Genomic DNA, 26,165 nt, shown 5'->3' with positions numbered 1-26,165 from the left:
GCGCACACTCTACGCCACCGCTGACGCTTCACAGTCGCATTCTGCGACGATGCGCACACTCTGCGCCCCCGCTGACGCTTCACAGTCGCATTCTGCGACGGTGCGCACACTCTGCGCCACCGCTGACGCTTCATAGTCGCATTCTGCGACGATGCGTACACTCTGCGCCGCCGCCGACGCTTCACAGTCGCATTCTGTGACGATACGCACACTATGCGCCACCGCTGACGCTTCACAGTCGCATTCTGCGACGATGCGTACACTCTGCGCCACCGCCGACGCTCCACAGTCGCATTCTGCGACGATGCGCACACTCTGCGCCCCCGCTGACGCTTCACAGTCGCATTATGCGACGATGCACACACTCTGCACCCCCGCTGACACTTCACAGTCGCATTCTGCGACGACGCGCACTCTCTGCGCCACCGCTGACGCTTCACAGTCGTAATCTGCGGCGATATGCGACAAAGCACCCCCGGGTTCTATCGCATATCATCGTAAAAAAACGAGCTCCGAAGGCCATTTGCACCTCGGAAGCTCGCTCCTCTATAAGACCATCCACTTCTACTCGCTACGCTCCGTTAGTGGCCGACAATAATCGGAACTTCGGCATTCGCCGTTTCTCCGCCTTCCACCTTGGCAGGCTTTTTAAGCAAAATGCCTAATCCGGCTCCAGCGACGGCGACGAAAATCAGCACGAAGAAGGTATGCCCGAAAGCGTCGGCGAAGATCGGAAGATCCGGAGCCTGCTTCTGCTGGGCGACCATCAAATCCTGCATCTTCGTCGTGGAGATCGTCGTTAATACCGCCACGGCAAAGGACATCATGACCTGCTGTGCCGCATTCGTAAGCGAGGTTACACGGCCTACGAGGTTAAGCGGAGCCGATTGGATCAAGTGCGTATTCAGCGGCATCATGAACAAGCCCATTCCCGCCCCGAGCAATCCGAGCGGCAGCATAATCGCCAGCTTTCCGTCATCCGCAGAGATGTTGGACAGCAGGAATGCCGCCACTGTAGTAATCACCATCCCGACCATGACAAGAGGACGAGCGCCGAAGCGGTCGGACAGCTTGCCGCCAATCGGCATGAACAAGCCCGAAGCCAGCGCCTGCGGCAGCATCATCAAGCCCGACTCCATCGGAGAATACCCCTTCGCCTGTTGCAGGAACAAGGGCACAAGGAACATCGTACCGAACATTGCAATCTGGGACACCCATTGAACGATAATCCCTTTCGTGAAGTTGCCGGAGCGGAATACCCGAAGCTCCAGCAGAGGATTCTTCTTGTTCACCTCTACTAGAATGAACAGGATCAATGCGAATAAGCCGACACCGATCCCGATCAGCGTTGTAAGATCCGTCCAGGTGGACTGTCCTGTCGCCGGATCGATTCCGCCTTCGGACACGCCGTATACCAGCGCAGCGAACGCTAGCGGCCCGAGAATCATGCCAAGCGCATCCAGAGAAGCGACAGTCTGGCGGCTAATATTCGGTAGCGTCCGAATGCCGAGCACAATGCCGATTACGCCGATCGGCAGGTTAAGCAAGAAGATCCAATCCCAGCTATAGTACTCTACCAGCCATCCCGCAAGAACGGGACCCAGAGCAGGAGCGAGAAGAATAGGAATCCCCATCATGCCCATTACGGCGCCGACCTTGTTCGGCGGAGCCAGGCGGTAAATAAACGCCATCGAGATCGGAACTACGACGCCCCCGCCGATGCCTTGCACGATCCGGAAAGCGATCAGCATCTCTACGCTGTTGGCTAATGCGCATAGCAGAGAGCCAATCGTGAAGAGACCGATGGAGATGAGGAATACCCTCTTGGCTCCGTAGCGATCCGACAGCCATCCGGCCAGCGGAATAACCGCCGCCTGGGCGAGCGCATATCCGATAACCGTCCATTGCACCAGAGACAGATTCGGCAGATTAAATTCTTCCTGAAGCTTGGGCAACGCGACATTAACCGCAGTACCGTCGAGAATGACCATAAAAATGCCGATAATGATAGCTACCAAAGGCCCGATAATGCTTCGCATTGAGATTGAGCCTTCCGCCGCTCCCGGCGTTGATTGAGAACTCATGATACAGCCTCCTAATCCAGATAAGTGAGTACCCTCGCGCAATCTCTTTCCTCCATTGACCGTCGTTCCGGCTAGCGGTACAATAGAGTCATCTGGACGCTGCGATGGATAACTCGTGCATCAAACGGACAATTGTCCGTTTAATCTCGATGTTACCGGACAATTGTCCGGATGTCAATCGTGGAAATTCATTTTTAGCAAAGCGAGGTGGCATCCTTTGGCCATACGTCGTGAACGCAGAGACGCCGGCGAGAATCGCCAGCTCATCCTCCAGACCGCCCATGAGCTCTTTGACGAATATGGCGTTAATCCGGTAAGTATGCATCAGATTGCCAAGACGGCGGGGATCGGTCAGGCGACCCTCTATCGCAAGTACGCGCATAAAGGCGATTTGTGTTTGGATATGCTGCACGAATACGGAAACCATCTTATCGGCGAGATGGACGCTTATCTTGAGCGCCATCGCCATGAGCCCGCTTTGATTCGCCTCGCGGGCATCGTCAATTTCTGGATCGATGCGATTGAGGAGAAGGCGGATCTGCTGATGGAAACCGAGGCAAAGATGAATTGCAAGGAAGACCGGGGAAATTTCTTTCACTCTCCGATGTACCGCTATTCAATGAGCAAGATGTCCGAGTTGTTATCCGAGGTTGCCGAAGAACTGGAAAACTCCGAGCTTGATCCCGATATCGCGGCCCATGCGATTATATGCTCCCTGTCCCCTCACGGTTATTTTCATATCAAGCAGGAGAAGGGCTATACGGCAGAACAGATCAAAGAATATTACAAACGGATGTGTCTATTCGTCTTAAAATAAATAAAAAATGGTGAGGCGTGGATAATCCCGCCCACCATTTTTTTCATTAATCTCGCTTTGCAACAAATCAAGCCCCGAAGGTGCTCTTCTGACGCTCTCTCGATACGCGCAGCTTGCGCTCGAACACGATAATGACTGCCGTTACGACTTCAACCAGCAAAATCCCCGCCAGCGCATCGACGATGACGTGTTGTTTTACGAACAACGTGGACAGAATAATTAAGGAGGACATTCCCGTAATCAACGAAACATTCCATTTGTTCCGGAAGGAACTCGTCCAGATCGCTCTCATGACCATATAGCTGGAGAAGCAATGAATGCTCGGGAAGCAATTAAACGGCTGATCGCGATTATAAATATACCGCATCAGAAAACTAAACGGATCGTCCCCTACCACCGGCGGCCGCGCTACCGTCGTTTGAAAAACCGAGTAGATGAGATAGCAAAGCAACGCGCACACAACATAAGTCATCAAGGACCGATAATAAACGTTAATATCCTTCTTGAAGAAGTAAAACAAGCAGACGTAAATATAGAAAATCCAGATCGAGTACGGCAAGGCGAAATACTTGATAAACGGAATCGCCTCGTCGACAGACGTAAGCAGGCTGTACACTTCCTGATTTTCAATGTTGTTCGTCATCGCGTACATCCACCCGAGCACTGGAAACACGAGCATCAGCAGCAAGGGCGAATATTTTTTCCAATCGATCTCTTTAAGCTTAACCATTGTGACCCCCCTATCTTGCTATGAATCACTGCCCGTCAGTCATGCGTCGGCAAATGGCTCACATAGCTGTCCGAAAGCCGGAGAAGCTCCAGCGCTCGATTATATTCTTCTTCCGTCGAGTCTGCCTCCGTCGGCTGCCCCCCGTCGAAAGGATAGTTCGCGCCGTCCTTGAAGCTCAAGCCGGGCACGAAAATGCCTTTGCCGTTCACGAAGGAGCCCGACGGCAAATAGTACCTTTGCGGCAGCAAATTGTCCTTGCTGTTCAGAATGTCCTGCCCGAAGTAAATGTGGCCTTTAAGCGATATGCCGAGCAGGTTGGCAAGCGTCGGAAAAATGTCTATCTGGCCTCCCGTTTGCGGCAGCACCTGCGGCTCTGTCACTCCCGGAGCGATGATCATTAACGGAATATTGAGCATTTCTGTAAATTTATAGTCTCTTCCGTAAATATCCTTCATCAGGCCCTTCTCATGCTCGGTCAGCGAATAGATCGGCAGGCCGAGGTGATCGCCATAGATGACCAGCATCGTATTATCCCACAAGCCTTCCTTCTTAAGCTTGTCGATAAACAATCCGAGAGCGTAATCCGTGTAATTCTGCGCCTGAATGTAATCGCCCACAAGCGTATCGGAGAATCTGTCCGGAAGCTCCAGGCGAACCTTGCTCTCCGGAATGTTGAACGGATGATGGGACGACATCGAGATGACTTGCGCATAGAAAGGCTTGCCCTCACGACTCATCTTCAGCAATTCATCGGCAGTCTTATCGTACAGAACTTCGTCGGACGAGCCGAAGAATACGAGGTCTTCATCGCCGAAAAACTCTGAATCGTAATACTTCTCAAAGCCCAGCGCCTTATACAGCTCCTTGCGATTCCAGAACTGCACATTATTCGTATGGAACGTAGCCGTTTGATACCCTTGCTCCTTCAACACCTTCGGCATGCTGGGCAAAGCCAGACCGCCGTAATCTTGAGCTGCGGCGCCGTATTGAGGGATATAGAACGACGTATTGACTACGAATTCCGCATCCGAAGTATTGCCCTGACCCACTTGCTGATAAAAATGCGGGAAGTAGAAATGCTCCTTCGCCAGCTTATTCATATTCGGCGTAATTTCTTTCCCGTCGATCGTACGGCCGATCAGGAAGTTCTGAGCCGCCTCCAGCTGCAGGACGATCAGATTTTTGCCTTGCGCTTTTCCCCAGTAGAGCGGAACCGCCGGCTGATCCTCCGTACCCTTCAGCTTGGCGATGGCTTCTTCGGTGACAAGCGAAGGATCCGCAACCTCCTGCGTCGCGCTGGAGATGACGGCGTAAGCCTCGTAATTGAGAATGCCCATATTCTCGGCTTGCTTCAATTCGTTGATGCTGTCGCTGTGCGTCCAGATCGTCGCCGTGCTCCCAAGCAGCGATACGACGAAGACAGATGAGATCAAGACATTGGACTCTCTTCTGGCAAGCGACCTGCCCCAGCTTCTGAACCTTTTGCTCATATAGAGCAGCAGGAACACGACGATATCCGTATAGATAAACAGGAAATACGGATGCAGCAGAGAAAAGACGCTTCCTCTGACCTCCGTCACTTGGTTCACTTGCTGCAACGCATGATAGGTCACGATCACGCCAAAATATTTGTAATACATAATAACGGCGAAAAAGATCGACGTTACGAATAAATTAACGGCCAGATACACGCCCAGCTTTCTTCTCGGCGCAAGCCATTCAATCAGGCAGAACAGTACCCAAACCGATGCAATTCCCGTCGCGAGCTGAAGCCATGCCGAGGCCGTATCGAAGATAACAAGCCGGGCGAGAAGAATCTTCAGCACCATGATCAGGGAGAAAAAGACGAAAGGCTTGGATAACCAAACGCCCAGCCTTGACGATTTCACTGCGATTCACCCCCCAGAACCTTATCTATTATACAAAATGTTAACTCAGTGTTAAAGCCCAACATGAAGGAAGAACCCCTAAAGGTTGGCTAAAGATTTCGCTGTCGCGTATAATGGAACAAAACTTTAAAGGAGTTGCCCCATGGCCATATCGTATACCCGATCCTATGATCATATTCTAGACGACCTGTCCCGTGCAATTATGACCGTTCCGCAATTCTACGAGGCGTTCGAGATGGAAGCCTCCGATTGGGATGAGCTGTCCTCGGACGAACGCAAGGTATGCGTCCGCACATTGGCCGACGATTTGTTCTATCTGCTCGGTTCGGAGCCGACGGCGGAGATCGGATCGGGAACCGCGGAATACGATGCCGGTCACGCCGTCATCAAGGTTGCCGCAGACTCCCAGCTCGTTCACGTCATCTCTTTGCGCGAATAGGTCTCCCGGATTCCTCGGAACTGGAAGGCCAGATAGATAAAGAACAGCGTCAGGACGGCGCCGATGCCGACAACCGAATAGTTGACGGGAACCTCCATCTTCCTCAGCGTCAAGTACAGGAACAGACCGAGTACCGTCAGCGCATTCTCCACGAAGTTCTGCACGGCGATTGTCCTGCCCGACCCGATGACGGATTTGCCTTCCTCCTGGAGCATCGTATTAAGCGGGATGAGGAATATGCCCCCCATTACCCCCGTAATAAACAGCAGAGTGACCGTCAGCCACAGCTCGTTCGTGAAGTTCGCCGTCATGACTGCCGCAACCATCGCAATTCCGTAGAAGAATCCCCTGTACAGCCGGCCTTCGGGCACAAGCTTCGGCGTAAGCCACGCGCTGGCTACGACGCCCAGCGCCGTAACGCCGATGATCATCGATTGCTGATCGGTATCCTCGATTCCCAGGTTCAGAGGTAGCCACGCAATCAGCGCAATGCGAAGGACCGAGGCCGTCAGCCAGAAAGCCCCCGTGCCGATCAGCGAGAAGCGGCTTCTGCGGTTGCGGAACAGCTTGATCGTATCCTGGAAGAACTGTCCCGACGCCGCGCCGTAGCGAATGTTCGGATTTCCCGCTCTGGCGGGGACAAGGAAGGTCATGGCAAGCGACAGCAAGTAAATAAACAAGCAGACGAGGATCGCCGGCAGGTCCGAACGCGCCGCCAGAAATCCGCCGGCGACCGTACCGAGCAAGATCGCGAGAATCGTCGACCCTTCCACCTGCGCGTTTGCCCTCAGAAGCTCCCCTTCGGTTTTGGTCAACTCGGACAGAATGCCGTATTTGCCGGGAGAATAGATCACCGCGCCGACGCCGACGAAGAAGTAACATAACGCCGGAGGCACGCCCACCAGCAGCAGCAGAATGCCGGTCGCCTTAAGTATGTTGCCGAGCAGCAGGACGTTCGACTTCGCCTGCTTGTCAGCGAACGCGCCGACAAGAGGGGCAAGAATGACATAAGCGAATAGAAACGCCATTTGAATATAGGTAACCATTCCATCGGGGTCCGACGCACCCTCCCGCTTGACCAGACCCACAATCAGAAAGAAATTCAAGTTGTCCGCAAAAGCGCTTAGAAATTGAGTCCACACTACCGCATTCAGCGGCGATATCTTCTTGATGTTAGCAAGCAAAATTTCCCACCCTTTCCTTTCAGCCCCCTTATTATACTCCTTCCCGTCAAGTTCGTCCCGTCTCATTTGTGCTTTTTTACGCAACCTTTAACTAACCAACGGGACTCTCTTAAGGAAGCAATCAGGCATTCAACCCTGCATAGCGGCCGCGACAAAAAACGGCGCCTGGCCGCTAAGGCCGCATGCGCCGTGACAAGACTCTGCTATCGCTTCGCGGAGACATCCCGCGCGTGCCAGACCTACTCCTGCCCGGACGCAGGACAAGCTCTGGGCGGCCCCTTCTATCTCCTGGACAACGTCTCCCGAATATGAGCCGCCGTTTTATCGACATCCACGTTTTCGAATACATGCTCGCACGCTTTGCGGTAAGTCACTTCATCGGAGTAGCGGTTCAAGTAGCTTTCGATAACCTCGTACCCGAAGCCCTTGCTTTCCAGCCTTTCTTGTACCGTTCGTTTGTCCGTATAAATAAAGATGCGCACCGCCCTGTCTCCATACAGACGCTTAAGAGCCTCGGCGCCCTCCCGGTTGAGCACAACACAGACATCCTTCTCCCCGTTCAAAGCCTGCTCCAGATCCTCGCGCAAAATCCCGTATTTGTTTCCGTCGATGAGCGCCGTCTGCACGAATCTGCCTTCGTTTTCCCAGTCTGTGAATTGTTCAAGCGCAAGGTAACGGTAATCTCCGTCGGGCTGATGCGGAATTCTCGGCAATCGCGTCGTACAGGAAGGCACGCGGGCCCATCCCATCAGATGGGAAGCCTTTCGGGCCAAGGTTTTGCGCCCCGCTCCGCTCGCTCCCGTAAATACGTAGATTATCGGCTTGGTCATCTCAAGCACCCCCAATACGTGGTTCTTAATTCTTATATCGGTTTTTGAAGGCGCAAATCATAGAGGCTTCGGCCCGAAATCACACCCGGAGACCTATCGAAAACACATCTTAAGACCGCAACCGAAGCTTGTCACATTAGGCTCCGCGGCGGTTCCCAACCCGCTTCCGATTATGTTTAGCTTATTAAGCCGATCAATTCCGGCAATTCAGTTACGGGAGGATCTTCATGCGTCGCTTGTCATTGTTCGTCATTATCCTGGCGCTGCTTAGCACGGGAAGCGCCGCCTACGCGCAAGAGTCGAAAGACTCGCCCTTCAAGGACATTAAAGGACACTGGGCGGAACCCACGATTAAAGAAATGGTCGCCAGAGGCATTCTGGACGGTTATCCGAATGGCAGCTTTCGTCCGGACGAGCCGGTCAAGGTGGATCAATTCATCAAGATGCTCATCCTATCCTACACGACTCTTCATCAGAACGGGGAACGCAGCTGGAGCCCCGCCTTCCTTCAGAGCCTAAGCCCGGAGAACCAAACGATTCTCAAGCAGGATTACCGCTATTACACCTTCAAGGCGGCCACCGTCGGGTACTGGGCCAAGCCTTATATCGATGTCGCGAGCGATCTTCACTTTCTGAACAAGAGCCGCTACAGCGACTTCCAGGCCGATATGACGCGGGAGAACGTAGCCGAAGTGCTCTACTACACGCTGCAGGAAACGGAATTTCTGGAGGATTCCCAATTCAGCCAGACACTGGCCCGGGCCTATGGAGATCTGATGAGCGCGACGGATCGAGAGCAGAAATTTATCGCCGAAGCGCTCGTCAAGGGCATCATGCAAGGCTATCCGAACGGCTATTTCGGCGTCGGAGACAAGGTGACGAGAGCGCAGTCGCTCGTGCTGCTTCAGCGCTTGACCGACAAGACTAAGCGAATTGCCGTGCGAGCCGCCGAAGAGAACGAGCTGCAGCTGGCGGTTCCAACAAGCGGCGGCGGCACCCGAGTCGTGGTTTTTCCCGATCGCCGGATGCGGGACGCGTATGACGTTCTGAAGCAAGCGGGAGCGCTGCGCGGCTCGAACCAGGATCTGCTGGATACCCGCCTGCGGCTGTTCAAGGATCAGAAGGAGAAGGACGCCGTCCTGGCCTCCTCCGCCGGCAGCGTCAAGGCCCAGGAAGAAACGGCGCTCTGGCTCGATCCCCAATACAATACCTACGGCATTACGATCAATCTCCACGAAGGCACGCTGGCCCGCAACCGGGAAGCGGTGGAGACGTTCGCCAACTATCTGTTCGGCTATCAAGCTGCAACGTTCCGCAAATGGTTCGACGAGGTATGCACGCATGTGGAAGCGGGAACGAAGGTGTCCTCCAAGCAGGTTCTTATCGGCGAGGACACCGTGAATATCATGATCGATACCGCCGACAAGCGGGTCGTATTCTCGATCGCGCGCAAGAGCTAACCCCCTTTTGCCGCAGCAAGCAGGCTTCGAGAAGTAAACACGCGTGCCGCCGTCTTTGAGAACGGCGGCACGCGTTTTGTATCGTAACGTTAGGATGAGGATTGGGATGTCGCTACCTTATGCTTTCCGATCGTTACACAAAAAACAGGGCTGTCTCCCCGGTCTTTGCAGACCTTGCGAGACAGCCCTGTCTTGTTGCATAGCTTACAGTTTAACCACGTTTTCCGCTTGCGGTCCGCGGTTGCCTTGTACTACGTTGAATTGAACGCGTTGACCTTCGTCCAACGTTTTGAAGCCTTCGCCCGTGATCGCGCTGAAGTGCACGAATACGTCGTTTCCGCCTTCAACTTCGATGAAACCGAAGCCTTTATCAGCGTTGAACCATTTTACTGTACCTTCTTGCATGTTTTTCACCTCCAAATGCTGTTGCCTCATGAACTTTTTTATTCATACGAATAAAAAATTCACAAAAAGAATAGGGTTAACTTCAAAATGATAACCCTTTCCATTTTGTGAATTCAGGTCACGATTTCGATGGCTCTAACTATATCAGGTTCCCGGGCAAAAAGCAAACTAAATCTAGCCCCTTGCAGTTTCCGTCCCCTTTTCCGTCATTTAGCTTGCCCGAATTTCAGGTTTTTATACGTTTAACCAAAGAATGGAGCGGATTTGCTCTCTTGTTGTATGCCGCTGCGAAAGTATCTGCCGAAGGGCTTTTACGGTATACTGTCTTAAAGAATGGAGCGTGAGCAAAGCATGTCCGTACCCGAAAGCATCACCGTTCGTTCAGTCTGTCCTTTCGATTGTCCCGATACCTGCAGCTTGAACGTGAAAATAGATCAAGGCGTCATCGTGTCCGTGGACGGGAATCCGGACCACCCGGTCACCCAAGGCGCGATCTGCAATAAAGTCAGGCACCTGCACGAAAGGGTCTATCATCCCGATCGGCTGCTCCATCCTCTTCGCCGAATCGGGCCGAAAGGCTCGCAGAAGTTCGAGCGCATCAGTTGGGAAGAGGCCTATGAAGAAATCGTCGGCCGCATGAAGCGCGCGATTGCCGACAAAGGAGCGGAATCGATTCTTCCATACAGCTTCTATGGAAATATGGGAATTCTGAACGCCGAAGGCATGGATCGGAGGTTCTTTCATCGGCTCGGCGCCAGCCAGCTCGAGAGAACGATCTGCAACGGAGCCGGCTCGGCGGGCTATAAATATACGATGGGCGCTTCCGCCGGCACGGATCCGGAGACAACCGTCCATACCCAATATGCCCTGGTATGGGGCTGCAACCTCGTATCGACCAACATGCATCAAGTGATGTACCTGACCCAAGCCCGCAAGAACGGAGCCAAAATCGTCCATATCGACGTGCACCGCAACCGAACGTCGGCTTGGGCGGACGAATTCATCCCGATTCTGCCTGGCACGGATGCCGCGCTGGCTCTGGGCTTGATGCACGTGCTTATTCGGGAGAAGCTGACGGATGAGCGATTTATCGCCGAGCATACGAAAGGGTATGACGAGCTCGCCGCGCAGGCTGAGCTCTACCCGCCGGAGCGGGTCGCCGACATTACCGGAATTCCCGCAGCGACGATCGTCAGGCTTGCCCGCGAATACGGCGAAGCCTCGCCCTCCTTCATCCGCATCGGCAACGGCCTCCAGCACCACGACAATGGAGGCATGGCCGTTCGGGCGATCGCCTGCTTGCCCGCTCTGACGGGCCAGTGGGGCATACCGGGCGGGGGCGCGATCAAGGGCAACGGCTATTATTCGTCCGTCAACGCGGACAAGCTGGAGCGCCCCGATCTGCTTCCCGATCCGAATGTCCGCAGCATTAACATGAACCGGCTGGGCGAGGCGTTGCTGCAAGCCGATCCGCCGGTCGACGTTCTGTTCGTCTACAACAGCAATCCGGCGGTCGTCGCCCCCGATCAGAATCAGGTTCGGCAAGGGCTGATGCGAGACGACCTCTTCACCGTCGTCCACGACCTGTTCCTCACCGATACGTGCCTTTACGCCGACATCGTGCTGCCCGCGACGAGCCACTTCGAGAACCTGGATCTGTTCTCCTCTTATTGGCATTTATATTTGCAGCTGCATGAACCGATCATCGATACAATGGGGGAGTGCAAATCCAACTTTACGCTGTTCAAGGAGCTTGGCTTGCGCATGGGGTTCGAGCCGGAGACGTTCGACTTAACCGAGGAGCAATTGATTCGGGAAGCCCTCGACTATCGCAGCCCGTTCCTTGACGGCTTGACCTACGAGGAGCTTCGGAGAGACGGCTGGGCGAAAATGAAGCTGGACAGCCCTTCGATGATTCCAGGCCGCATCCCGACGCCTTCCGGCAAAATCGAGCTCTATTCCGAGGCGATGCTTCAAGCGCAATTGCCTCCCGTGCCGGAATACGAGCCGATCAAGGAGCCGGAAGGGCTGCCGTTCCTGCTCGTCACCGGACCCAACCACAGCTTCCTGAACTCCACGTTCGCCAATCAGCCGCGAATGAAGAAGCTGGAGAAGCAGCCTAAGGCAGACATGAATTCGGCCGATGCCGCCGCCCGGGGCATCCAGGACGGCGATTGCGTGCGGCTGTGGAACGAGAGAGGCGACGTCCGAATCGCCGTCAGGGTTGCGGACAACGTGCTCCCGGGCGTCCTGGTCACACAGGGCTTATGGTGGGAGCACGGGAACGAAGGGTTGCAAGCCGTTAATACGCTCACGCCGCAGCGGCTGTCCGATATGGGCAAGGGGGCGACCTTCTTCTCCACGAGAGTCGATGTCGAGAAGCTGTAGCGGTATTCACGGCCCCTCGGTCCCCTGTGTCGATCGCGGGAAGGAGGCGGCCTCCTCCTTCTCCTCGTCTAGACCAGCCTTACGGCATCCGAGGCTTCCAGCTTCTCAATCAGTTGCTCGACGATCGGCCGCTCTTGCAGCCTCAGCTCCTCAATCGTCTTAAGAATAGACGGTATACCGCTTTTGTCGCCCTTCATCCAGCCCCGCATCATCTCGTTTCTGGCGGAGAAGGCCAGCTTCTCGATCTTGTCGCAAGGCTCGCGCATCGGCTCCAATCCTTCAATGCCGATCTCTTCGCTCATGTAGCGCAGTCGGGCCGTCATACACTTCTTATGCTCCCAGATCAGATGCAGCGGCCGGATATCCATGCGCAGCTCCCCCTGCTGCATCAGGCTGAGATGCTCCACAATTTTATCGTATACCGCCATCCCGTACTTCGTGCCGACCGGATTGCTGTACATTCGCTTGCTGCTGCACCGGTTGTCCGATGCGACGTAATCCTTCAACGAATCGATAACGAACTCCAGATCGAACTCATACCCCCGCGTCCGCTCAATCCGGAATCGGCAGACGCTGGACTGCCACAGCTGCTTGCCCGGCTTGTGGGCCACTTCCTGAAAGGCTTGCTGCATTGAGGCGAACGTCACCTCGGCCGGAGCGAATTGCCCTTGTTTGTTGTAGCCGAGCGTATGAAAGCATTTGCGATCGTAGTCGTATCCGGTAACCAGCATCTCATGGAAAAATTCCGTTTGCAGATAATGCACCGTATGGGGCAAATAAAATTCATCCACGATCAGACACACATAAATATCTTTGTCGAGAGAATCGATCAGAAACGGCACGACGCCGATCTCGAAGCGGACGAAAACATCGAAGCCTATTCTTTCGCGGTACAGCCACGGGCAATAATCCATATCCAGAAAAATGTTTCCTGATGTAAATAGAATAGGCAAATTGACGTGCACCTTGAGGTTGTCAGCCGCATGCAACTGGATAAAGTTGCTATGGACCCACGCCCAGCTTTGTTTCTCGGAGGTCATAATGGAAAGAGGGATTCCGATATACTGGTAACATCGGATTGGGGTTTGACCGATCGGGAGCTTCTTCTCGTTCATGACTCGACTCTCCTTGATTAGGGAAAATGCAGGACGGTTCACTCCCGATCGGGGTACTTGCGTATGGTTACTGTTATTATACTACATTCGCAGCGGAAAACCTTTTCCTCTACGCCTGTTTCTTCACTCCCTCTGTCTGGGCTCGCGCCTTTTTCCGGCAGGACCGCTCCCCCTCTTTCAGCTCTCGTCCGCCGACGCCGGCACGAGCACCGAATGCTGGGCAACCGTGTGCAAATCCCGCCAAATCCGGTTGATCGGATGATCCTCCATAAGCACTGCCATACCCAGCAATCGGAAAACAATATTCGCATATTCTAATGTGTGGCTGGCCAGCCTCTGACAAGCCTCCCCGACCTCGGCCTGTTCCGCATCCGACATCCGCCCCCTGTCCTCGAACGCAGCCCACGTCCGCTCCACAGCCTCGTAGAAATTCCTCCCGTCGGTCTCCAGTCCGGCCGTCTGCCCGGCAACAACCCTGTCCGCATTCGCATAACGCCCGAGCCGTGCCGTCTCCCATACCTCGCGCCTCGACTCGATGAAGGCGCGCGCCTCTTCGAGAAAATGCCGGCAAATGCCCAAGCACACCGCCGCGAACGAGGTCTGGGCAAACGGCAGGAACGGATAGCGGAAGATTGCATCGTCGTAATGCGGCTCGCTCATAATACTGAACGTACGCTCGGCAGGCACGAACGCCCCCTTGACTGCGATCGAATGGCTTTCCGTGCCTCGCAAGCCGAACGAGTTCCAATCGGGGATCACCTCTACCTGATCGGGAAGAAACGCGAATGAACGAATGTCGTCCTTCATACCTTCAATGCGGCAATTGGCTGTGTAGAGACTTGCATAAGTCGATCCGCTGCAGTATGGCCATTCACCATCCACGAGGTAGCCGCCCTCAACGGGACGTGCAAGCCCATTCGCGTGTCCGCTTCCCGCGACGACCGCATTCGCGCCGGAGAACAGCTCGCGGGCCTGAGCCGGAGGCAAAGCGGCCGAGAAGAAGCCGCCGCCCGAGCCGATGGTCACCAGCCAGCCGAAGCTCCCGTCAATTCGGGACGCTTGCTCGAACACGCGCAGCGCATCCGGCAGCGGAAGCATCAAGCCGTTCAACTGCTCGGGCACGAACAGCTTAAATAACTTCGCTTCATATAGGTAAGCCAGCAGGCCCGGCGTAAGAACGCCCTGATTCAAGCGCGCGTTTGCGCGCACCTCGCTTGCGATTGACTGCGGAATAATAACGCTCATCCTGTAGCACCTCATCTTTCAATAAACAAATGTTTGTATTGTGGACTTTTGTCTGAACATCGATTATGATGAAATCAGTTAAGTCATATTTAATCAAGGAGGATCGGATGATGGACCGCGAGCGGCAAATATTGGAGCTGATCCGCCACAACCCCTTCATCTCCCAGAACGAGATCGCCGCCGACATCGGCATCTCAAGATCCGCCGTCGCAGGCTATATCGCATCCCTAACCAAGCGCGGCATTATCAGAGGAAGAGCCTATGTGACGGCGGAAGACAATACGGCGCTCTGTATCGGCGGAGCCAATCTGGACAGCAAGGCAACCGCGAAGCAGCGCATTCGCCCGGGCTCCTCCAATCCCGCCAACGTGAAGGAATCCTGCGGGGGCGTCTCGCGCAATATCGCGGAGAACCTCGCGCATCTCGGCTGTTCCGTTTCCCTGATGACCGTTGTCGGAGACGACCAGGCCGGGCAATGGGTGCTGAAGGAAACGGCCAAGGCCGGCGTGAACACCGGACTTGCGCTAACTCTCCCGGGAGAGAAAACGGGAACCTACACCGCTCTGCTCGATGTCGACGGAGAGATGTTCGTGGCTTATGCCGACATGGATGTCTACGAGCGTTTCTCTCCGCAGCTGCTCCGTGAGAAGTGGCCTCATATCGCCGCCTCTAAGCTTGTGATCGCGGATACCAATCTGCCTGCCGACACGTTAAGCGAGCTGATCGGGCGCTGCCGCGAAAGCTCGTTGACGCTGTTCATCGACCCGGTCTCCTCGGAAAAGGCGAAGAAGCTGCCCGCCGATCTGCAGGGGGTGACCGCCATCTTCCCCAATCTGGAGGAAGCGGTTCAGCTGGCCGACGGCTCCGCCGCAGACAAGCCGGATTACGCCAAGCTTGCTCGCGCCATTCACGAACGCGGCGTAACGCATGTCTTCATTACGGCGGGCGAGCAAGGCGTCTATTACTCCGAGACCGCAGACGAAGACGGCCCCTCGTTATTTTCCCCGATTCCGACGAAGGTCGTTGAAGTAACGGGAGCGGGAGACGCGTTCGTGGCCGGTGTCGCTTACGGCATTCTGCACAATCATTCTTACAAGGAAGCCTGCCGCCTTGGCTTAGCAGCCTCCCACTTGACGCTGCAAACCGCCGAGTCCGTATCGGCGCAATTAAACGAGCATACGCTCCAACTAACCCTTAAGGAGAGCTGATCGACATGAATCCGAACCCGTCCGCAAGCCAATATCTCACCTATACCGAAGAAGTCCGCGAGGCGCTCGCGAGCAACAAGCCGATTGTCGCCCTGGAGACGACGATTATTTCGCACGGAATGCCCTATCCCCAGAACATCGAGATGGCCCGCACGGTGGAACGCATTATTCGCGAGCAAGGCGCCGTTCCGGCCACAATCGGCATCCTGGACGGACGCATCAAGATCGGCTTGAACGAACAAGAGCTGGAAGCCTTCGCGAACACCCCGCAAGTCGAGAAGGTCAGCCGCCGCGACTTCCCTTATATTCTGTCCTCCGGCAAGATCGGCGCGACGACGGTTTCCGCCACGATGATCGGCGCGGCGCTCGCCGGCATCGAAGTGTTCGCGACAGGCGGCATCGGCGGCGTACACCGCGAAGGCGAGACGACGATGGACATCTCTGCGGATTTGACGGAGCTTGCCCAGACGAACGTGGCCGTGGTGTGCGCAGGAGCCAAATCGATTCTCGATATCGGACGCACGCTTGAATTTCTGGAGACGCACGGCGTTCCCGTCGTGGGCTACAAGACGGACGAGTTTCCGTCCTTCTATGCGAGAGAGAGCGGCTACGGCGTAGACTTCCGCCTCGACGAGCCCGCCCAGGTGGCCGACGTTCTGAGGAAGAAATGGGAGCTTGGCCTAAGCGGCGGCGCGATCATCGCCAATCCCGTACCCGAGGAATCCGCCCTTCAGCAGCACGAGATTGAGAAGGTCATCCAACAGGCGCTGTCGGAGGCCAAGGAGCAGAATATTACAGGCAAAAAAGTGACTCCGTTCCTGCTCGCCCGCATTAAAGAGCTGACCGAAGGACGGAGCCTGGAGACGAATATCGCTCTCGTTTACCATAATGCCAAGGTGGCGGCGCAGATCGCCGTCGCGCTTAAGGCATAAGCTTCCCCACTCGACCAAGCAGCCGTCCGAGTCTTCCCCTATAGCGGGTTGACCCGGACGGCTGCTTGTTTGCCGCTAAGCTGAATGCCGGTCTCTTGTTTCCCCGCTTCCGCCAGATCCTTCAACAATTGCTCCAGCAAGCTCTTCGCCCGCTGCCCTTCCTTGCCCTGTATTTTCACGACGAGCTGCACGGCATCTCCTGAAGCCAGCAGCTTCTCCGCCTGCCTTCTCTTCGTCTCGTAGTCGTGCTCCTCGATCTGCGGAGTCAGCCGGATCTCCTTCAGCTTCGGCGGCTGCGCTTGCTTGCGCGCCTCCTGCTTCTCCTTGTCGGCTTCCCGCTTCGCCGTTCCGCGCGCCACCAGCTTACAGGGCGGGGGGCTGCTGTACAGAGACGTGCAGACCAGATCGGCCTTAAGCTGCCGCGCCAGATTCAGCGCCTCCTCCCGCGAGACCAGCCCCAGATTTTCCCCGTCCAGTCCGGTCAGCTGCAGCTCCGATGCTTTAATCTTTTCATTCAGAATCACAGGCAATAGCCTCCTTCTCGTATGAAGCCGCTAATCTAATAATAGGTTGTCTCCGCTTTCCCGGCAAATCGAATGCATCCTGCACTTGCGGCACCCGACGCCCTCGATGGACGACAAAGAGGGCATACGGCCATTTTCCTCGACCGAACGCCCTCTGGCTCTATCGCTGCTATACCCGCTCCAGCATCAGTTCCCCCGTCGACTCGTCCTTCAGCGCGATCCGCGCTTCGAACGCCTCCCCGCCGTCCTGACCGAATTTGAGCTTGGCGGTTTTGCCCTTTCCGATCAGCGCTTTCACCATCGTATCGGTGAGCGTGCGGCCCAGGCTTTCCTTCCAGATGACGAAGCCGCAGCCGGATTTGTAGTGGCTGCACCCATAGCCTTTGCGGCCCATAAAAATATGACCGCCGCAGCCAGGCCGCGGGCAAAGGCCGATAACACCCGGCTGGGCGGCAGCCTGCGCGGCCTCCTTGACCGAAGACGCGCCTTTGCCTCTTCCGCTCCCTCCGGCCTCCGCCGTCCTCCTGCCGACCGCATTGCCGCCGCCAGCCGCCTTCTTCGCCTTCGTCCCCTTGGCCGGCGGCTCGGGCTTCGCGAACGCGTTGCGGGCTGCGGGCCGCTGATGATTAACCTTGTCCACGATTAACCACGTGAACTTCTTCACGTTGCCCATGAACGCTTCGGCGGACGCCTGACCGCGCGAAATCTCCGTCAGCCGCCGCTCCCAGTGTCCCGTCATCTCCGGGGAGGTCAACAGCTCGACGCCCGCCCCGCGAATCAGCTCGATGGCCGTTCGTCCTTTCGGCGTAATGACGATCCGCTTGCCCTGCATGTCCACGTAACCGACCTGCTTGAGCCGTTCAATCGTCGCCGCCCGGGTAGCCGGAGTGCCGAGTCCCGAATCCTTCATCGCCTCGCGCAGCTCTTCGTCCTCAATCTGCTTGCCCGCGCTTTCCATCGCTTTCAGCAGCGTGCCCTCCGTGTAGGCCTTCGGAGGCTGCGTCTCCTTCTCCTTCACCTCAACGTCGGTACAGACAACCGGCTGGCTCGGATCGACCTCGAACGGAGCGTCCGTCTCCAGCTCCTCGTCCTCGGCGGAGGTCGCGCCCTCCTCCTTGTCCTTGCCTTTCTCCTTGCCTCCCGACTTCGGAGCCGCATCTCCCGCATAGATGACCTTCCAGCCCAGAGAAAGCAATTGCTTCACGGTCGTCTTGAAGGTCTCCTTCTCAACCTCGGTCATCACCGTATGCACTTTATACTCCGCTGCCGGATAGAAGTGGGATAGAAAGCGTTTGGCGACCAGATCATACAGCTTGCGCTCATCGGGACTCAGCCCCTGCGGCTTCTTCATAGTCGGCATAATCGCATGGTGGTCCTCCACCTTCGCCGGATTGCAAACGTTTTTGTTATTCGTGTGCACCAGCTTCTTGTTCGCTCCGTTCACGAACGTTCCGTAATCCGGGGAGCTTCGCATCGTCTCCAGGATTTTGTGCATCTCGGGAATGTTCTGCTCGTTCACATAGTTCGAATTCGTCCGGGGATACGAGATGACCTTATGCTTTTCGTACAGCGCCTGAGCGACGTCCAAGGTTTTTTTCGCGGAAAACCCGAATTTGCCGTTCGCCTCCCGCTGCAGCAAGGTCAAGTCGTACAGCTTATAGGGATACTCCTTCGTATCCTTCACCTCGTAGCTCGCCACAGCTCCCGTCTTCCCCTTGACCTTGTCCGCAATGGCCTGGGCCTTCTCCGGGTCGGTCAGCCGCTCTCCTTGCCAGATGCCCTTATAAGCCGTCCCGCCAGCCTGCTCGAACTGTCCCGTCAGATCGTAGAACTTCAACGAATCGAACGCCTCGATCTGCTTCTGCCGATCGTAGATCAGCGCCAACACCGGCGTCTGCACGCGGCCCACGGACAGCAGCTCGTTATGCTTCGTCGTAAAGGCGCGGGAGCCGTTCATCCCGATCAGCCAATCCGCTTCGCTTCGCACTCTCGCGGCCTGGGTCAGGTTGTCGTATTCCGTATTGTCCTTCAATTGATCGAAGCCCTTGCGAATCGTCTCGGCCGTCAGATCGGAGATCCACAGCCGTTTTACCGGCTGCCGCAGCCCCAGATGGCGGACGATCAGCGAGAAAATATGCTGCCCCTCCCTCCCTGCGTCGCATGCGTTAACCAGCGCTCCGCTTCGGCTCGCGAGCTCTTCGATCACCTTAAGCTGATCCTGCGTCCGCGGGTTGGGGAGCAGCTTGAATACCTCCGGAATGATCGGCAAATCCCCGAATCTCCACTTCTTGTATTTCTCATCGTATAAATCCGGCTCGGCCAGCCCGATCAGATGCCCGATCGCCCAGGTGATGATATAGTTTCCGCCCTCCAGATAGGAGCGTTTGTTTTGCGCCTTCGGTTCGATAACGGCGGCGATGTTGCGGCCCATATCCGGCTTCTCCGCAATGACCAGCGTCTTCAACAAGCCTCGTCCCTCTCCCCTAGAAAATGATGCTTCTCGTAATTGCTCTCTTCGAATTATACTACACTCCCGTCTCGCGGGCGCTGTCGATTTTTCATAACGAAGAATCCGCAACACGAGGATGAAGGAGATCTGAAGCTTGTCATCCCGGCACTCCGGACTAAGACGCGAAGTCGTTGTGCTCCGTCGAGGAAGACCGATTCCCCCGGTCGGATCAGAGATGCCAGAAAAAAAAGACCTGCCGCATGGACAGGACTTCATTTTCATAGGATGAACCCATTCACCAAGCGATGACCGACACGACCAATGCGACGGCGGCGGGCAAGCCTTGGCTCGCAAGAATCGATTTCTTGGCCGTCAGCCCTCCGTACAAAGCCGCAACAACTACGCAAATCAGGAAAAAGAGCTGAATCTGGTGCCCGGTCGAAGCATCCGGATGCAAGAGTCCCCAGATCAGGCCTGCTGCCAGAAACCCGTTATACAAGCCCTGGTTTGCAGCCAGCGATTTCGTTTGCTCCGCAAACGCCTCCGATGTCCCGAAAGTTCGGCGAACGCGCGGAGTCGTCCACAGAAACATTTCCATAACCAGAATATACACATGCTCCAAAGCGACTATAGCTACGAGTACAAGCGCAACGACTTCCATAGCCCTTCTCCTTCCGCTGTCGAGCAGCCCCTGCTCTCCGCATAACAGATTTATCATACTCCTCTTTGTTCGCGCCTACAAGCGGCTGCAAGCTCCTTTGCCGCCATCGAAAAACCCGCGATAAAAAGAAGACCCGACACGAGCGGACGGGCGCTCGTGCGGAGTCTTCGGCTGTAGACGAATCTTCCTCTCACCAGACGGTGAGCACGGCAATCCATGCGGCAGCAGCCGGAATGCCCTGAACGTACAATATTCCCTTCCTCGCCGTCCATCCTCCATGCAGGGCGGCGATCAGGATACAGGCAAGCACGAACGCCTGTATCTGATACCCGAAGGACGCGTCGGGGTGCACGATGCCCCAGATCAACCCGGCGGCCAGAAAGCCGTTGTACAGCCCCTGTCTGGCAGCGAGGGGCTTCGTATCCCGCGCGAAGCCTGTGGTCATGCCTTGAGATTGCCGGAAGCCGGGCGACGTCCATAAGAACATTTCCATGAACATAAAATACAAATGAATCAACGCGACAAGCCCCGCCAATACCGCAGCGATAATCATCCGACAGCCACTTCCTCTCTTGTGATCGGCGTGACTTATTCAACGATACAGACTTTATAAGCTTCACGCTTATCCTTGCCTGTATCGTCTCCGCAAAGCTCTCCGGCTGTCTGTAGACGCCGAAGGTGTTTTTGCATGTAACGCTACTCTTTATTTATTCGGACAATGGAGGAAATTATCACTTGGATTTGGCGGAAATTCCCGTTGCGGCATTCCGCTTGCCGCGGCCGGGGAACCACCAGCTTGCCCGGCCGAGCAGCTTCATCGATACGGGAACGAGCAGCATGCGAACGACGGTGGAATCCAGCGCTATCGCGACGCCCATCCCGAACCCGAGCATCTGGATCGGCAGCACGCCCGAGAAGGAGAACCCCGCGAAGACGGCGACCATCAGCACGGCGGCTCCCGTGATCAGCGGCCCCGTTTTCTCCATTCCTTCCGCAATGCTGTCTTCATGCGCCCCGGTTTGATCGAACTCCTCCTTGACGCGGCTAACCAGGAACACCTCATAATCTGTGCTTAAGCCGAATAGCAGAGCCAGCAGCAGCACCGGCACGAAGTGAATGATGTATCCGTTAGTCTCGACGGCAAAAATATCCGAGCCGTAGCCGAGCGCGAATACGAACACCAGGATGCCGTAGGTAGCCGCTACGGAAATCAGATTAAGCACGATCGCCTTAAGCGGCAGCAGCAGGCTGCGGAAGGTGAGCACCAGAATAAGAAAGATGAGCCCCAGCATGACTCCCAGCGCCGGCAGCAGGCTGTCGGTAATGGCCTTGGACGTTTCCACGCCGGCCATCGTTTCTCCTCCGATGTGGAAGGTTGCGCCTTCGGGCAGATCGAATGAAGGCAGCACCTGATCGCGAAGATGCTTGACGACCTCGTTGCCGATTTCGTTCGACCCTTCCTTGTTGACCTCGACCTCCACTACGCCCGTATGACGGTCTTCGCTCAGGTAACGGTTCACCATATAGCTCGCATCTGCCGGCAATTCGCCTGCCGCCCCGCTCAAGACGGCGGAGACAGCCGCGGGCTCCATTCCCGGAAAGAAGGAGGCGACCGAGCTGACCTGCGTAATATGCTCTTGCTTGCCGAGCTCCTCGTGCAGCATCGCAAGCTTCGCCATAGCATCGGCCGAGGCCAGATTTCCCTGCTCGCTACGCAGCACGATGCTGATCCGATTCGCCGCGCCCGCGCCGAACGATTCCTCCATCGCCGTCAAGCCTTGGCGGACCGTCGTGTCTGCCGGCAGCGTGCGAATGTCGGGAGAATCCAGCTTCATATCGAGCGCCGGGAAGGCGAAGACTCCCATCAACGCAAGCGTAAGCAGCAGAAAAAGCGCCGGACGCCGCATGATCGCCTTCGTCCACCTCTGCCAGCCGCTAGCACCCGAAGCGGAACGATTACGCCGGAACGGAAGGGTTCCCTTATTGATTCTGGCGCCCAGAATGACCAGCACGGCAGGCAGCAGCGTCAAGCTCGCCAAGCCGGCGATAAGCACGACTACTATGCCTCCGAAGGCGATCGCCTTGATCGAAGCAATCGGCACGGTGAACAGCGCCGACAGCGCGGCAACGACCGTAATGGCCGAGAAGAATACGGTATGCCCGGCCGTCTGCATCGTTTTCGTCAGAGCGTCGCGTTTGTCTTTACCGGCAGCCAGTTCGGATTTAAACCGGCTGACGATAAAGAGAGAATAATCGATACCCACGCCGAGGCCCAGCATCATCGCGGAGTTGGTCACGAATACGGATAGCTCCACTTCCCTGGCGACCAGATAGATGATCCCCATCGCTGCGAGCACGGAAGCGATCGTGACGATCAGCGGCGTAATCGTCGCCATCAGCGACCGGAATACGAGCAGCAGAATAATGACGATCAGCGGGAAAACGATCATCTCCGCCTTCACAAGCCCTTTCTGACTTTGCACGCTGCTCTCGCCCCAGAACGCGGCCGACCCGACCAGATACGCTTCGACTCCGAGCGATTTCGCCTGCTCTTCGACGCGCTGCTGATAATCGGGAACCGCGTTGATCGCGAAGTCCAGCTTCATGCTCATGTCTACGAAGGCGATGCTCAGATTCGGGTCCTTGCCTACCAATCCGGCTCCGATGCCTTCGGAAGCGTCCAGCAGGCTGAATATGCCCGCTACTCCTTCTTCTCCGCGCAGCCGCTCGACCATCTGCTTGAGCTTGCCGTTATACTCGGGCGTGCCTGCGGCATGCTGCGGGTCCTTCAGCACGAACGTCAGCGAGCTCTCCGAACGGCCCGCGAATTCCGACGCGAGCAGCTTCGCCGCCGCCAAAGACTGCGAGCCGGGAACCTCCCAGCCCCCGCCGCTTAGCAGAGGCGTCAGCTTGCCGAAGGAAAGGCCTCCGAGCAGCGCGCAGATTAACCAACCTCCCACAACGATCCATCTTGCTTTATCCAGCCCTTTGCCCAAGCTTCCCAATAACGCATGCATGATAGCTCACCGCTTTCCCGATAGAATCTTCTTGCCAATGCCTTGCGCTGCTCCGGGCGGCTCATTAGGCCCTTTCACTCACGCCCGATCTCCCGTCCCGCCTGGATTTCCGCCTCTCCCGGCTTCCGCTTCGTCGCTTGCTCGCAATACGCTCCCAGCATGCCCGAGAGCATGCTGTACGCCTCATCGTATTTGAAGTCCGGGTCCGCCACCTTCTGCAGGCCCAATCCTTCGATTGCAGCATATAGAATCGAAGCGATCGTCTCCGACTGCTCCTTCGGAAAACCGCTGAGCGCGGCGATCTTCCCGGTCATATACTTGCGCTTCGTATCCAGAGTCTCCTTCAGCGTGTCCGCCGCCCTCTCGTTGCGCAAGCCGATCGCGAACAGCTCATAGCGGAGCCTGAACCACTCCGGCTCTTGAAGTGCTCTGCTTTTGGGAACCTCCAGAAGCTTCTCGATAGCCTCGGCCGTTAGCGGCTCTTGTCGTTCTTCCGGAAGGAGAGGAGTGAAAGCTTCGCAGTATTTACGCGTCTCTCTGCGAAAGACCTCGGAGAACAGCAAGTCCTTGCTCGGAAAATAATAGTTGATCAACCCCTGCGCCACCCCGGCCGAACTCGCGATTTCCTTGGTCGAGGCTTTATCGTAGCCTTTCTCCGACAACACCCGGTAAGCGGCTGTGATAATGCGTTCTCTCTTGTCGACTTCTGTCACGGGCACCCCTCCTGCATGTATGGAATGAATTTGCTGACCGCGCTCGTGTCCACCCTTGCGCCAAATTTGAATGAACGTTCAAACAGTAGTATAGCTTTCCACAATTACCCATGCAACACGCCTAAGCGCACTTTTCACGAAGTCCCTGCCAGCATACGGTCTTGCGCCGCTTTCTTCGCGTCGAACCGCTTCGGCGATCCTCCAGTCCGCACATAAGTATCCTCCCCTATCCTAGCATGACCTCCCGATTCCGCAACAAAAAAACCGGCGACTTCGCCGGTGTGCGATTTTCCTATGCTTATCCCATCTTCCGAAGCCAATGCTCCACTAAACGATGGGCTTCTTTGTTGACCAGAATGCCGTCATGCCCGCAATTGCGGATCAGTCGAACCTCCGCGCGGTTATGCTCGGCGAACATCGGAGCGTACTGCCCCGGGAGAAACACCTCGTCCTGCTCGCCTACCAGCACAAGCGTCGGCTGCGTCATCGCCCGCAGCTCGCGCGCGTATCCCGCCTTCGGCATTCTTGACAGCAGCAGCCTGTAGCTCAGCTCAAGCGTTTCGCGGCCATGACGGGATGCCGAGGGCTTCTCGTTGCGCAGGACGATCTTATTGTGCCAGAAGCGCAGTCCCACCCGGCCCAGCGCAGAGAGCAACCGGACCCGCGGCATGTCGATCCTGAGCGTACCTGGGGCGGCTTCCGCGGGAGCATTATTCGGAGCCTCGGGATGTACGAAGGGAGCCAGCAGCAGATAGGCGGACACCTCTTGAGCCAGCCGATGCCTCGCCAGGCGAATTACATTTCCTCCCCCGCCGGAATGGCCGGCCAGAATAAGCTCCAATTTTCCCGGGTCTCGTCCGCGAAGCCATTTAACCAGATCCTCGATGTCATGATCGTGCTGCCCAACGTATTCCACGTCTCCCCGGCGCACAGGATGCAGGCCGTAGCCTCTTAAATCCGGGACGACGACCTGCGCCAGCCCTTTCTTGGATATGGCATCCGCCAGCGGATGGAGACATTGTCCATCCTCCGAGATCCCGTGGAGCAGAAGGATTATTTTGTTGGAGGCGGCTCCGTAATGGCGGTAGCACAAAGATCGGCCGTCTCTGGCCTCGTAAGTCTGAATTGGCGGCAGTACATTCTCGAACATGAACATCCTCCGACGACTCTGTATGCGCTTGCGGAACTTCAGACTGCTCGCCGCACGCATAACACACAACGCTGTTTTCCGCTAGTATATCACAAATGTACTATAAGACCTATTTTTAATTTAGGACCACAGACTCATTCGCAACTAAGCTTGAACGAAAGACTTGGCTATGCTTCAATTAGGATACATAGAGCGGAGCAAAGGAGGGACGTCCTTATGTGCGGAAGATTTACAATCGCAGTGACTCTGGAGGAATTAATGCTCCGGTATTTGATCGAGACGCCAAGCGGCCGGTTCCATCTGCCCCGGTATAACGTTGCGCCAATGCAGAACGTGGCGGCCGTCATACACGATGGCGAGAAGAACAGGCTCGGGGAGCTGCGATGGGGGCTTGTTCCTTCCTGGGCTTCCGACGATAAGATCGGCAGCAAGATGATTAACGCCCGCGCGGAAACGCTGCTGGAGAAAAACGCCTTCAAAGCTCTTGTGCGGCGCAAAAGAGCTTTGATTCCGTCAGACGGGTTCTATGAGTGGAAAAAAAGCGGAACGAGCAAGCAGCCTATGAGAATAACGCTGAAGGACGGCTCACTCTTCTCCATGGCGGGCTTGTACGATACGTGGACAGCGCCCGACGGGCGGAAAATCAGCACCTGCACGATCATCACGACCGCGCCGAACAGCCTGATGGCCGACATTCATGATCGCATGCCGGTCATTCTCCGGCCCGAGGACGAAGCCGATTGGCTCGGGCGAGACAATGACGATCTGGATCGGCTAATGTCTATGCTCCGGCCGCATCCCGCCGAGAACATGCGGGCTTATCCCGTATCCCCGATTGTCGGCAACGTTCGGAACGACGAGCCCGAATGCATCAAGGAGCTGCCTTCCCCGCCAGTACAGAGCCTCATCGAGAATTAGACAAGCC

Annotated in this window: 23 protein-coding genes; 7 read left to right on the top strand and 16 right to left on the bottom strand. The window is 56.1% G+C overall.

Features of this window, described 5'->3' with window-relative positions; translation table 11 throughout:
* A partial coding sequence (locus ACFO1S_RS07310; protein ID WP_378126520.1) for a hypothetical protein occupies positions 1-314 on the bottom strand: 314 nt, incomplete at its 3' end.
* A gap of 267 nt (positions 315-581) precedes the next feature.
* Positions 582-2,084, bottom strand: coding sequence for a DHA2 family efflux MFS transporter permease subunit (locus tag ACFO1S_RS07305; RefSeq protein ID WP_204605121.1), 1,503 nt, complete (start codon positions 2,082-2,084; stop codon positions 582-584).
* Between the two features lie 217 nt (positions 2,085-2,301).
* Here ACFO1S_RS07305 and ACFO1S_RS07300 point away from each other — a divergent pair, with 217 nt between their 5' ends.
* Positions 2,302-2,901, top strand: a complete 600-nt coding sequence (locus ACFO1S_RS07300; protein ID WP_378126518.1) for a TetR/AcrR family transcriptional regulator — start codon at positions 2,302-2,304, stop codon at positions 2,899-2,901.
* A 67-nt stretch (positions 2,902-2,968) separates the two neighbouring features.
* Here ACFO1S_RS07300 and ACFO1S_RS07295 read toward each other — a convergent pair whose 3' ends face one another.
* Positions 2,969-3,631: a phosphatase PAP2 family protein gene (locus ACFO1S_RS07295; RefSeq protein ID WP_204605122.1), complete on the bottom strand. Its 663-nt coding sequence runs from the start codon at positions 3,629-3,631 to the stop codon at positions 2,969-2,971.
* Between the two features lie 35 nt (positions 3,632-3,666).
* Positions 3,667-5,460, bottom strand: a complete 1,794-nt coding sequence (locus ACFO1S_RS07290; RefSeq protein WP_204605197.1) for an LTA synthase family protein — start codon at positions 5,458-5,460, stop codon at positions 3,667-3,669.
* A gap of 202 nt (positions 5,461-5,662) precedes the next feature.
* Between ACFO1S_RS07290 and ACFO1S_RS07285 the strand changes: the two genes are divergently transcribed.
* Positions 5,663-5,959: a hypothetical protein gene (locus ACFO1S_RS07285; RefSeq protein ID WP_204605123.1), complete on the top strand. Its 297-nt coding sequence runs from the start codon at positions 5,663-5,665 to the stop codon at positions 5,957-5,959.
* Here ACFO1S_RS07285 and lplT read toward each other — a convergent pair.
* Together lplT and ACFO1S_RS07275 are read right to left on the bottom strand one after the other, a co-directional pair.
* Positions 5,935-7,143 carry a lysophospholipid transporter LplT gene (gene lplT, locus ACFO1S_RS07280; RefSeq protein ID WP_204605124.1) on the bottom strand — a complete coding sequence of 403 codons (1,209 nt, stop codon included), beginning with the start codon at positions 7,141-7,143 and terminating at the stop codon, positions 5,935-5,937. The two genes, ACFO1S_RS07285 and lplT, sit on opposite strands and share 25 nt — an antisense overlap.
* 281 nt (positions 7,144-7,424) lie before the next feature.
* Positions 7,425-7,973 (bottom strand): guanylate kinase, encoded by a 549-nt coding sequence (locus tag ACFO1S_RS07275; protein ID WP_204605125.1) that lies wholly within the window; start codon positions 7,971-7,973, stop codon positions 7,425-7,427.
* 227 nt (positions 7,974-8,200) lie between these two features.
* Between ACFO1S_RS07275 and ACFO1S_RS07270 the strand changes: the two genes are divergently transcribed.
* Entirely contained in the window at positions 8,201-9,433 is a 1,233-nt protein-coding gene (locus ACFO1S_RS07270; protein WP_204605126.1) for an S-layer homology domain-containing protein, read from the top strand.
* 204 nt (positions 9,434-9,637) lie between these two features.
* Here ACFO1S_RS07270 and ACFO1S_RS07265 read toward each other — a convergent pair whose 3' ends face one another.
* Positions 9,638-9,838: a cold-shock protein gene (locus ACFO1S_RS07265; RefSeq protein WP_094043234.1), complete on the bottom strand. Its 201-nt coding sequence runs from the start codon at positions 9,836-9,838 to the stop codon at positions 9,638-9,640.
* 351 nt (positions 9,839-10,189) lie between these two features.
* Between ACFO1S_RS07265 and ACFO1S_RS07260 the strand changes: the two genes are divergently transcribed.
* The gene (locus ACFO1S_RS07260; protein WP_204605198.1) at positions 10,190-12,226 is read left to right on the top strand and encodes a molybdopterin-containing oxidoreductase family protein; all 2,037 of its coding nucleotides are present in this window, start codon (positions 10,190-10,192) and stop codon (positions 12,224-12,226) included.
* Positions 12,227-12,294: 68 nt separating this feature from the next.
* Here ACFO1S_RS07260 and ACFO1S_RS07255 read toward each other — a convergent pair whose 3' ends face one another.
* Both ACFO1S_RS07255 and ACFO1S_RS07250 read right to left on the bottom strand, forming a co-directional pair.
* Positions 12,295-13,341 (bottom strand): hypothetical protein, encoded by a 1,047-nt coding sequence (locus ACFO1S_RS07255; RefSeq protein WP_204605127.1) that lies wholly within the window; start codon positions 13,339-13,341, stop codon positions 12,295-12,297.
* 177 nt (positions 13,342-13,518) lie between these two features.
* Entirely contained in the window at positions 13,519-14,586 is a 1,068-nt protein-coding gene (locus tag ACFO1S_RS07250) for an acyl-CoA dehydrogenase family protein (RefSeq protein WP_204605128.1), read from the bottom strand.
* A 107-nt stretch (positions 14,587-14,693) separates the two neighbouring features.
* Between ACFO1S_RS07250 and ACFO1S_RS07245 the strand changes: the two genes are divergently transcribed.
* A complete protein-coding gene (locus ACFO1S_RS07245; RefSeq protein ID WP_378126515.1) occupies positions 14,694-15,794 on the top strand; it encodes a carbohydrate kinase in 1,101 nt (366 codons plus the stop codon).
* Positions 15,795-15,799: 5 nt separating this feature from the next.
* Positions 15,800-16,726, top strand: a complete 927-nt coding sequence (locus ACFO1S_RS07240; protein ID WP_204605129.1) for a pseudouridine-5'-phosphate glycosidase — start codon at positions 15,800-15,802, stop codon at positions 16,724-16,726.
* A 38-nt stretch (positions 16,727-16,764) separates the two neighbouring features.
* On the opposite strand, the gene infC is transcribed toward ACFO1S_RS07240, so the two are convergent.
* The 7 genes from infC to ACFO1S_RS07205 all read right to left on the bottom strand — a co-directional run bounded on the left by infC (position 16,765) and on the right by ACFO1S_RS07205 (position 25,240).
* Positions 16,765-17,250 carry a translation initiation factor IF-3 gene (gene infC, locus ACFO1S_RS07235; protein ID WP_204605130.1) on the bottom strand — a complete coding sequence of 162 codons (486 nt, stop codon included), beginning with the start codon at positions 17,248-17,250 and terminating at the stop codon, positions 16,765-16,767.
* Between the two features lie 169 nt (positions 17,251-17,419).
* On the bottom strand, positions 17,420-19,714 hold the full coding sequence (locus ACFO1S_RS07230) for a type IA DNA topoisomerase (protein WP_204605200.1): 2,295 nt from the start codon (positions 19,712-19,714) through the stop codon (positions 17,420-17,422).
* A 280-nt stretch (positions 19,715-19,994) separates the two neighbouring features.
* A complete protein-coding gene (locus ACFO1S_RS07225) occupies positions 19,995-20,360 on the bottom strand; it encodes a DUF1304 domain-containing protein (protein WP_204605201.1) in 366 nt (121 codons plus the stop codon).
* Between the two features lie 190 nt (positions 20,361-20,550).
* A complete protein-coding gene (locus ACFO1S_RS07220) occupies positions 20,551-20,913 on the bottom strand; it encodes a DUF1304 domain-containing protein (RefSeq protein WP_204605131.1) in 363 nt (120 codons plus the stop codon).
* A 178-nt stretch (positions 20,914-21,091) separates the two neighbouring features.
* Complete coding sequence (locus tag ACFO1S_RS07215; RefSeq protein WP_204605132.1) at positions 21,092-23,377, bottom strand: MMPL family transporter; 2,286 nt, start codon at positions 23,375-23,377, stop codon at positions 21,092-21,094.
* 74 nt (positions 23,378-23,451) lie between these two features.
* Entirely contained in the window at positions 23,452-24,090 is a 639-nt protein-coding gene (locus ACFO1S_RS07210) for a TetR/AcrR family transcriptional regulator (protein ID WP_204605133.1), read from the bottom strand.
* A gap of 298 nt (positions 24,091-24,388) precedes the next feature.
* Positions 24,389-25,240, bottom strand: a complete 852-nt coding sequence (locus ACFO1S_RS07205; RefSeq protein WP_204605134.1) for an alpha/beta hydrolase — start codon at positions 25,238-25,240, stop codon at positions 24,389-24,391.
* Between the two features lie 216 nt (positions 25,241-25,456).
* Between ACFO1S_RS07205 and ACFO1S_RS07200 the strand changes: the two genes are divergently transcribed.
* Positions 25,457-26,158, top strand: coding sequence for an SOS response-associated peptidase (locus ACFO1S_RS07200; protein WP_204605135.1), 702 nt, complete (start codon positions 25,457-25,459; stop codon positions 26,156-26,158).
* Positions 26,159-26,165 lie beyond the last annotated feature (7 nt).

It is taken from the genome of Cohnella boryungensis (assembly GCF_042651945.1).
Lineage (GTDB): Bacteria > Bacillota > Bacilli > Paenibacillales > Paenibacillaceae > Cohnella > Cohnella boryungensis.
Note: the sequence above shows the minus strand (reverse complement) of the source record. Positions and strands in the feature narration are given on the sequence as shown.

Excerpts from the sequence above, each read along its gene's own strand:
- ACFO1S_RS07305 (WP_204605121.1), bottom strand. The coding sequence starts at position 2,084 with ATGAGTTCTCAATCAACGCCGGGAGCGGCGGAAGGCTCAATCTCAATG.
- ACFO1S_RS07295 (WP_204605122.1), bottom strand. The coding sequence starts at position 3,631 with ATGGTTAAGCTTAAAGAGATCGATTGGAAAAAATATTCGCCCTTGCTG.
- ACFO1S_RS07290 (WP_204605197.1), bottom strand. The coding sequence starts at position 5,460 with ATGGTGCTGAAGATTCTTCTCGCCCGGCTTGTTATCTTCGATACGGCC.
- ACFO1S_RS07285 (WP_204605123.1), top strand. The coding sequence starts at position 5,663 with ATGGCCATATCGTATACCCGATCCTATGATCATATTCTAGACGACCTG.
- ACFO1S_RS07275 (WP_204605125.1), bottom strand. The coding sequence starts at position 7,973 with ATGACCAAGCCGATAATCTACGTATTTACGGGAGCGAGCGGAGCGGGG.
- ACFO1S_RS07270 (WP_204605126.1), top strand. The coding sequence starts at position 8,201 with ATGCGTCGCTTGTCATTGTTCGTCATTATCCTGGCGCTGCTTAGCACG.
- ACFO1S_RS07265 (WP_094043234.1), bottom strand. The coding sequence starts at position 9,838 with ATGCAAGAAGGTACAGTAAAATGGTTCAACGCTGATAAAGGCTTCGGT.
- ACFO1S_RS07260 (WP_204605198.1), top strand. The coding sequence starts at position 10,190 with ATGTCCGTACCCGAAAGCATCACCGTTCGTTCAGTCTGTCCTTTCGAT.
- ACFO1S_RS07255 (WP_204605127.1), bottom strand. The coding sequence starts at position 13,341 with ATGAACGAGAAGAAGCTCCCGATCGGTCAAACCCCAATCCGATGTTAC.
- ACFO1S_RS07250 (WP_204605128.1), bottom strand. The coding sequence starts at position 14,586 with ATGAGCGTTATTATTCCGCAGTCAATCGCAAGCGAGGTGCGCGCAAAC.
- ACFO1S_RS07245 (WP_378126515.1), top strand. The coding sequence starts at position 14,694 with ATGATGGACCGCGAGCGGCAAATATTGGAGCTGATCCGCCACAACCCC.
- ACFO1S_RS07240 (WP_204605129.1), top strand. The coding sequence starts at position 15,800 with ATGAATCCGAACCCGTCCGCAAGCCAATATCTCACCTATACCGAAGAA.
- ACFO1S_RS07225 (WP_204605201.1), bottom strand. The coding sequence starts at position 20,360 with ATGGAAGTCGTTGCGCTTGTACTCGTAGCTATAGTCGCTTTGGAGCAT.
- ACFO1S_RS07220 (WP_204605131.1), bottom strand. The coding sequence starts at position 20,913 with ATGATTATCGCTGCGGTATTGGCGGGGCTTGTCGCGTTGATTCATTTG.
- ACFO1S_RS07215 (WP_204605132.1), bottom strand. The coding sequence starts at position 23,377 with ATGCATGCGTTATTGGGAAGCTTGGGCAAAGGGCTGGATAAAGCAAGA.
- ACFO1S_RS07205 (WP_204605134.1), bottom strand. The coding sequence starts at position 25,240 with ATGTTCGAGAATGTACTGCCGCCAATTCAGACTTACGAGGCCAGAGAC.
- ACFO1S_RS07200 (WP_204605135.1), top strand. The coding sequence starts at position 25,457 with ATGTGCGGAAGATTTACAATCGCAGTGACTCTGGAGGAATTAATGCTC.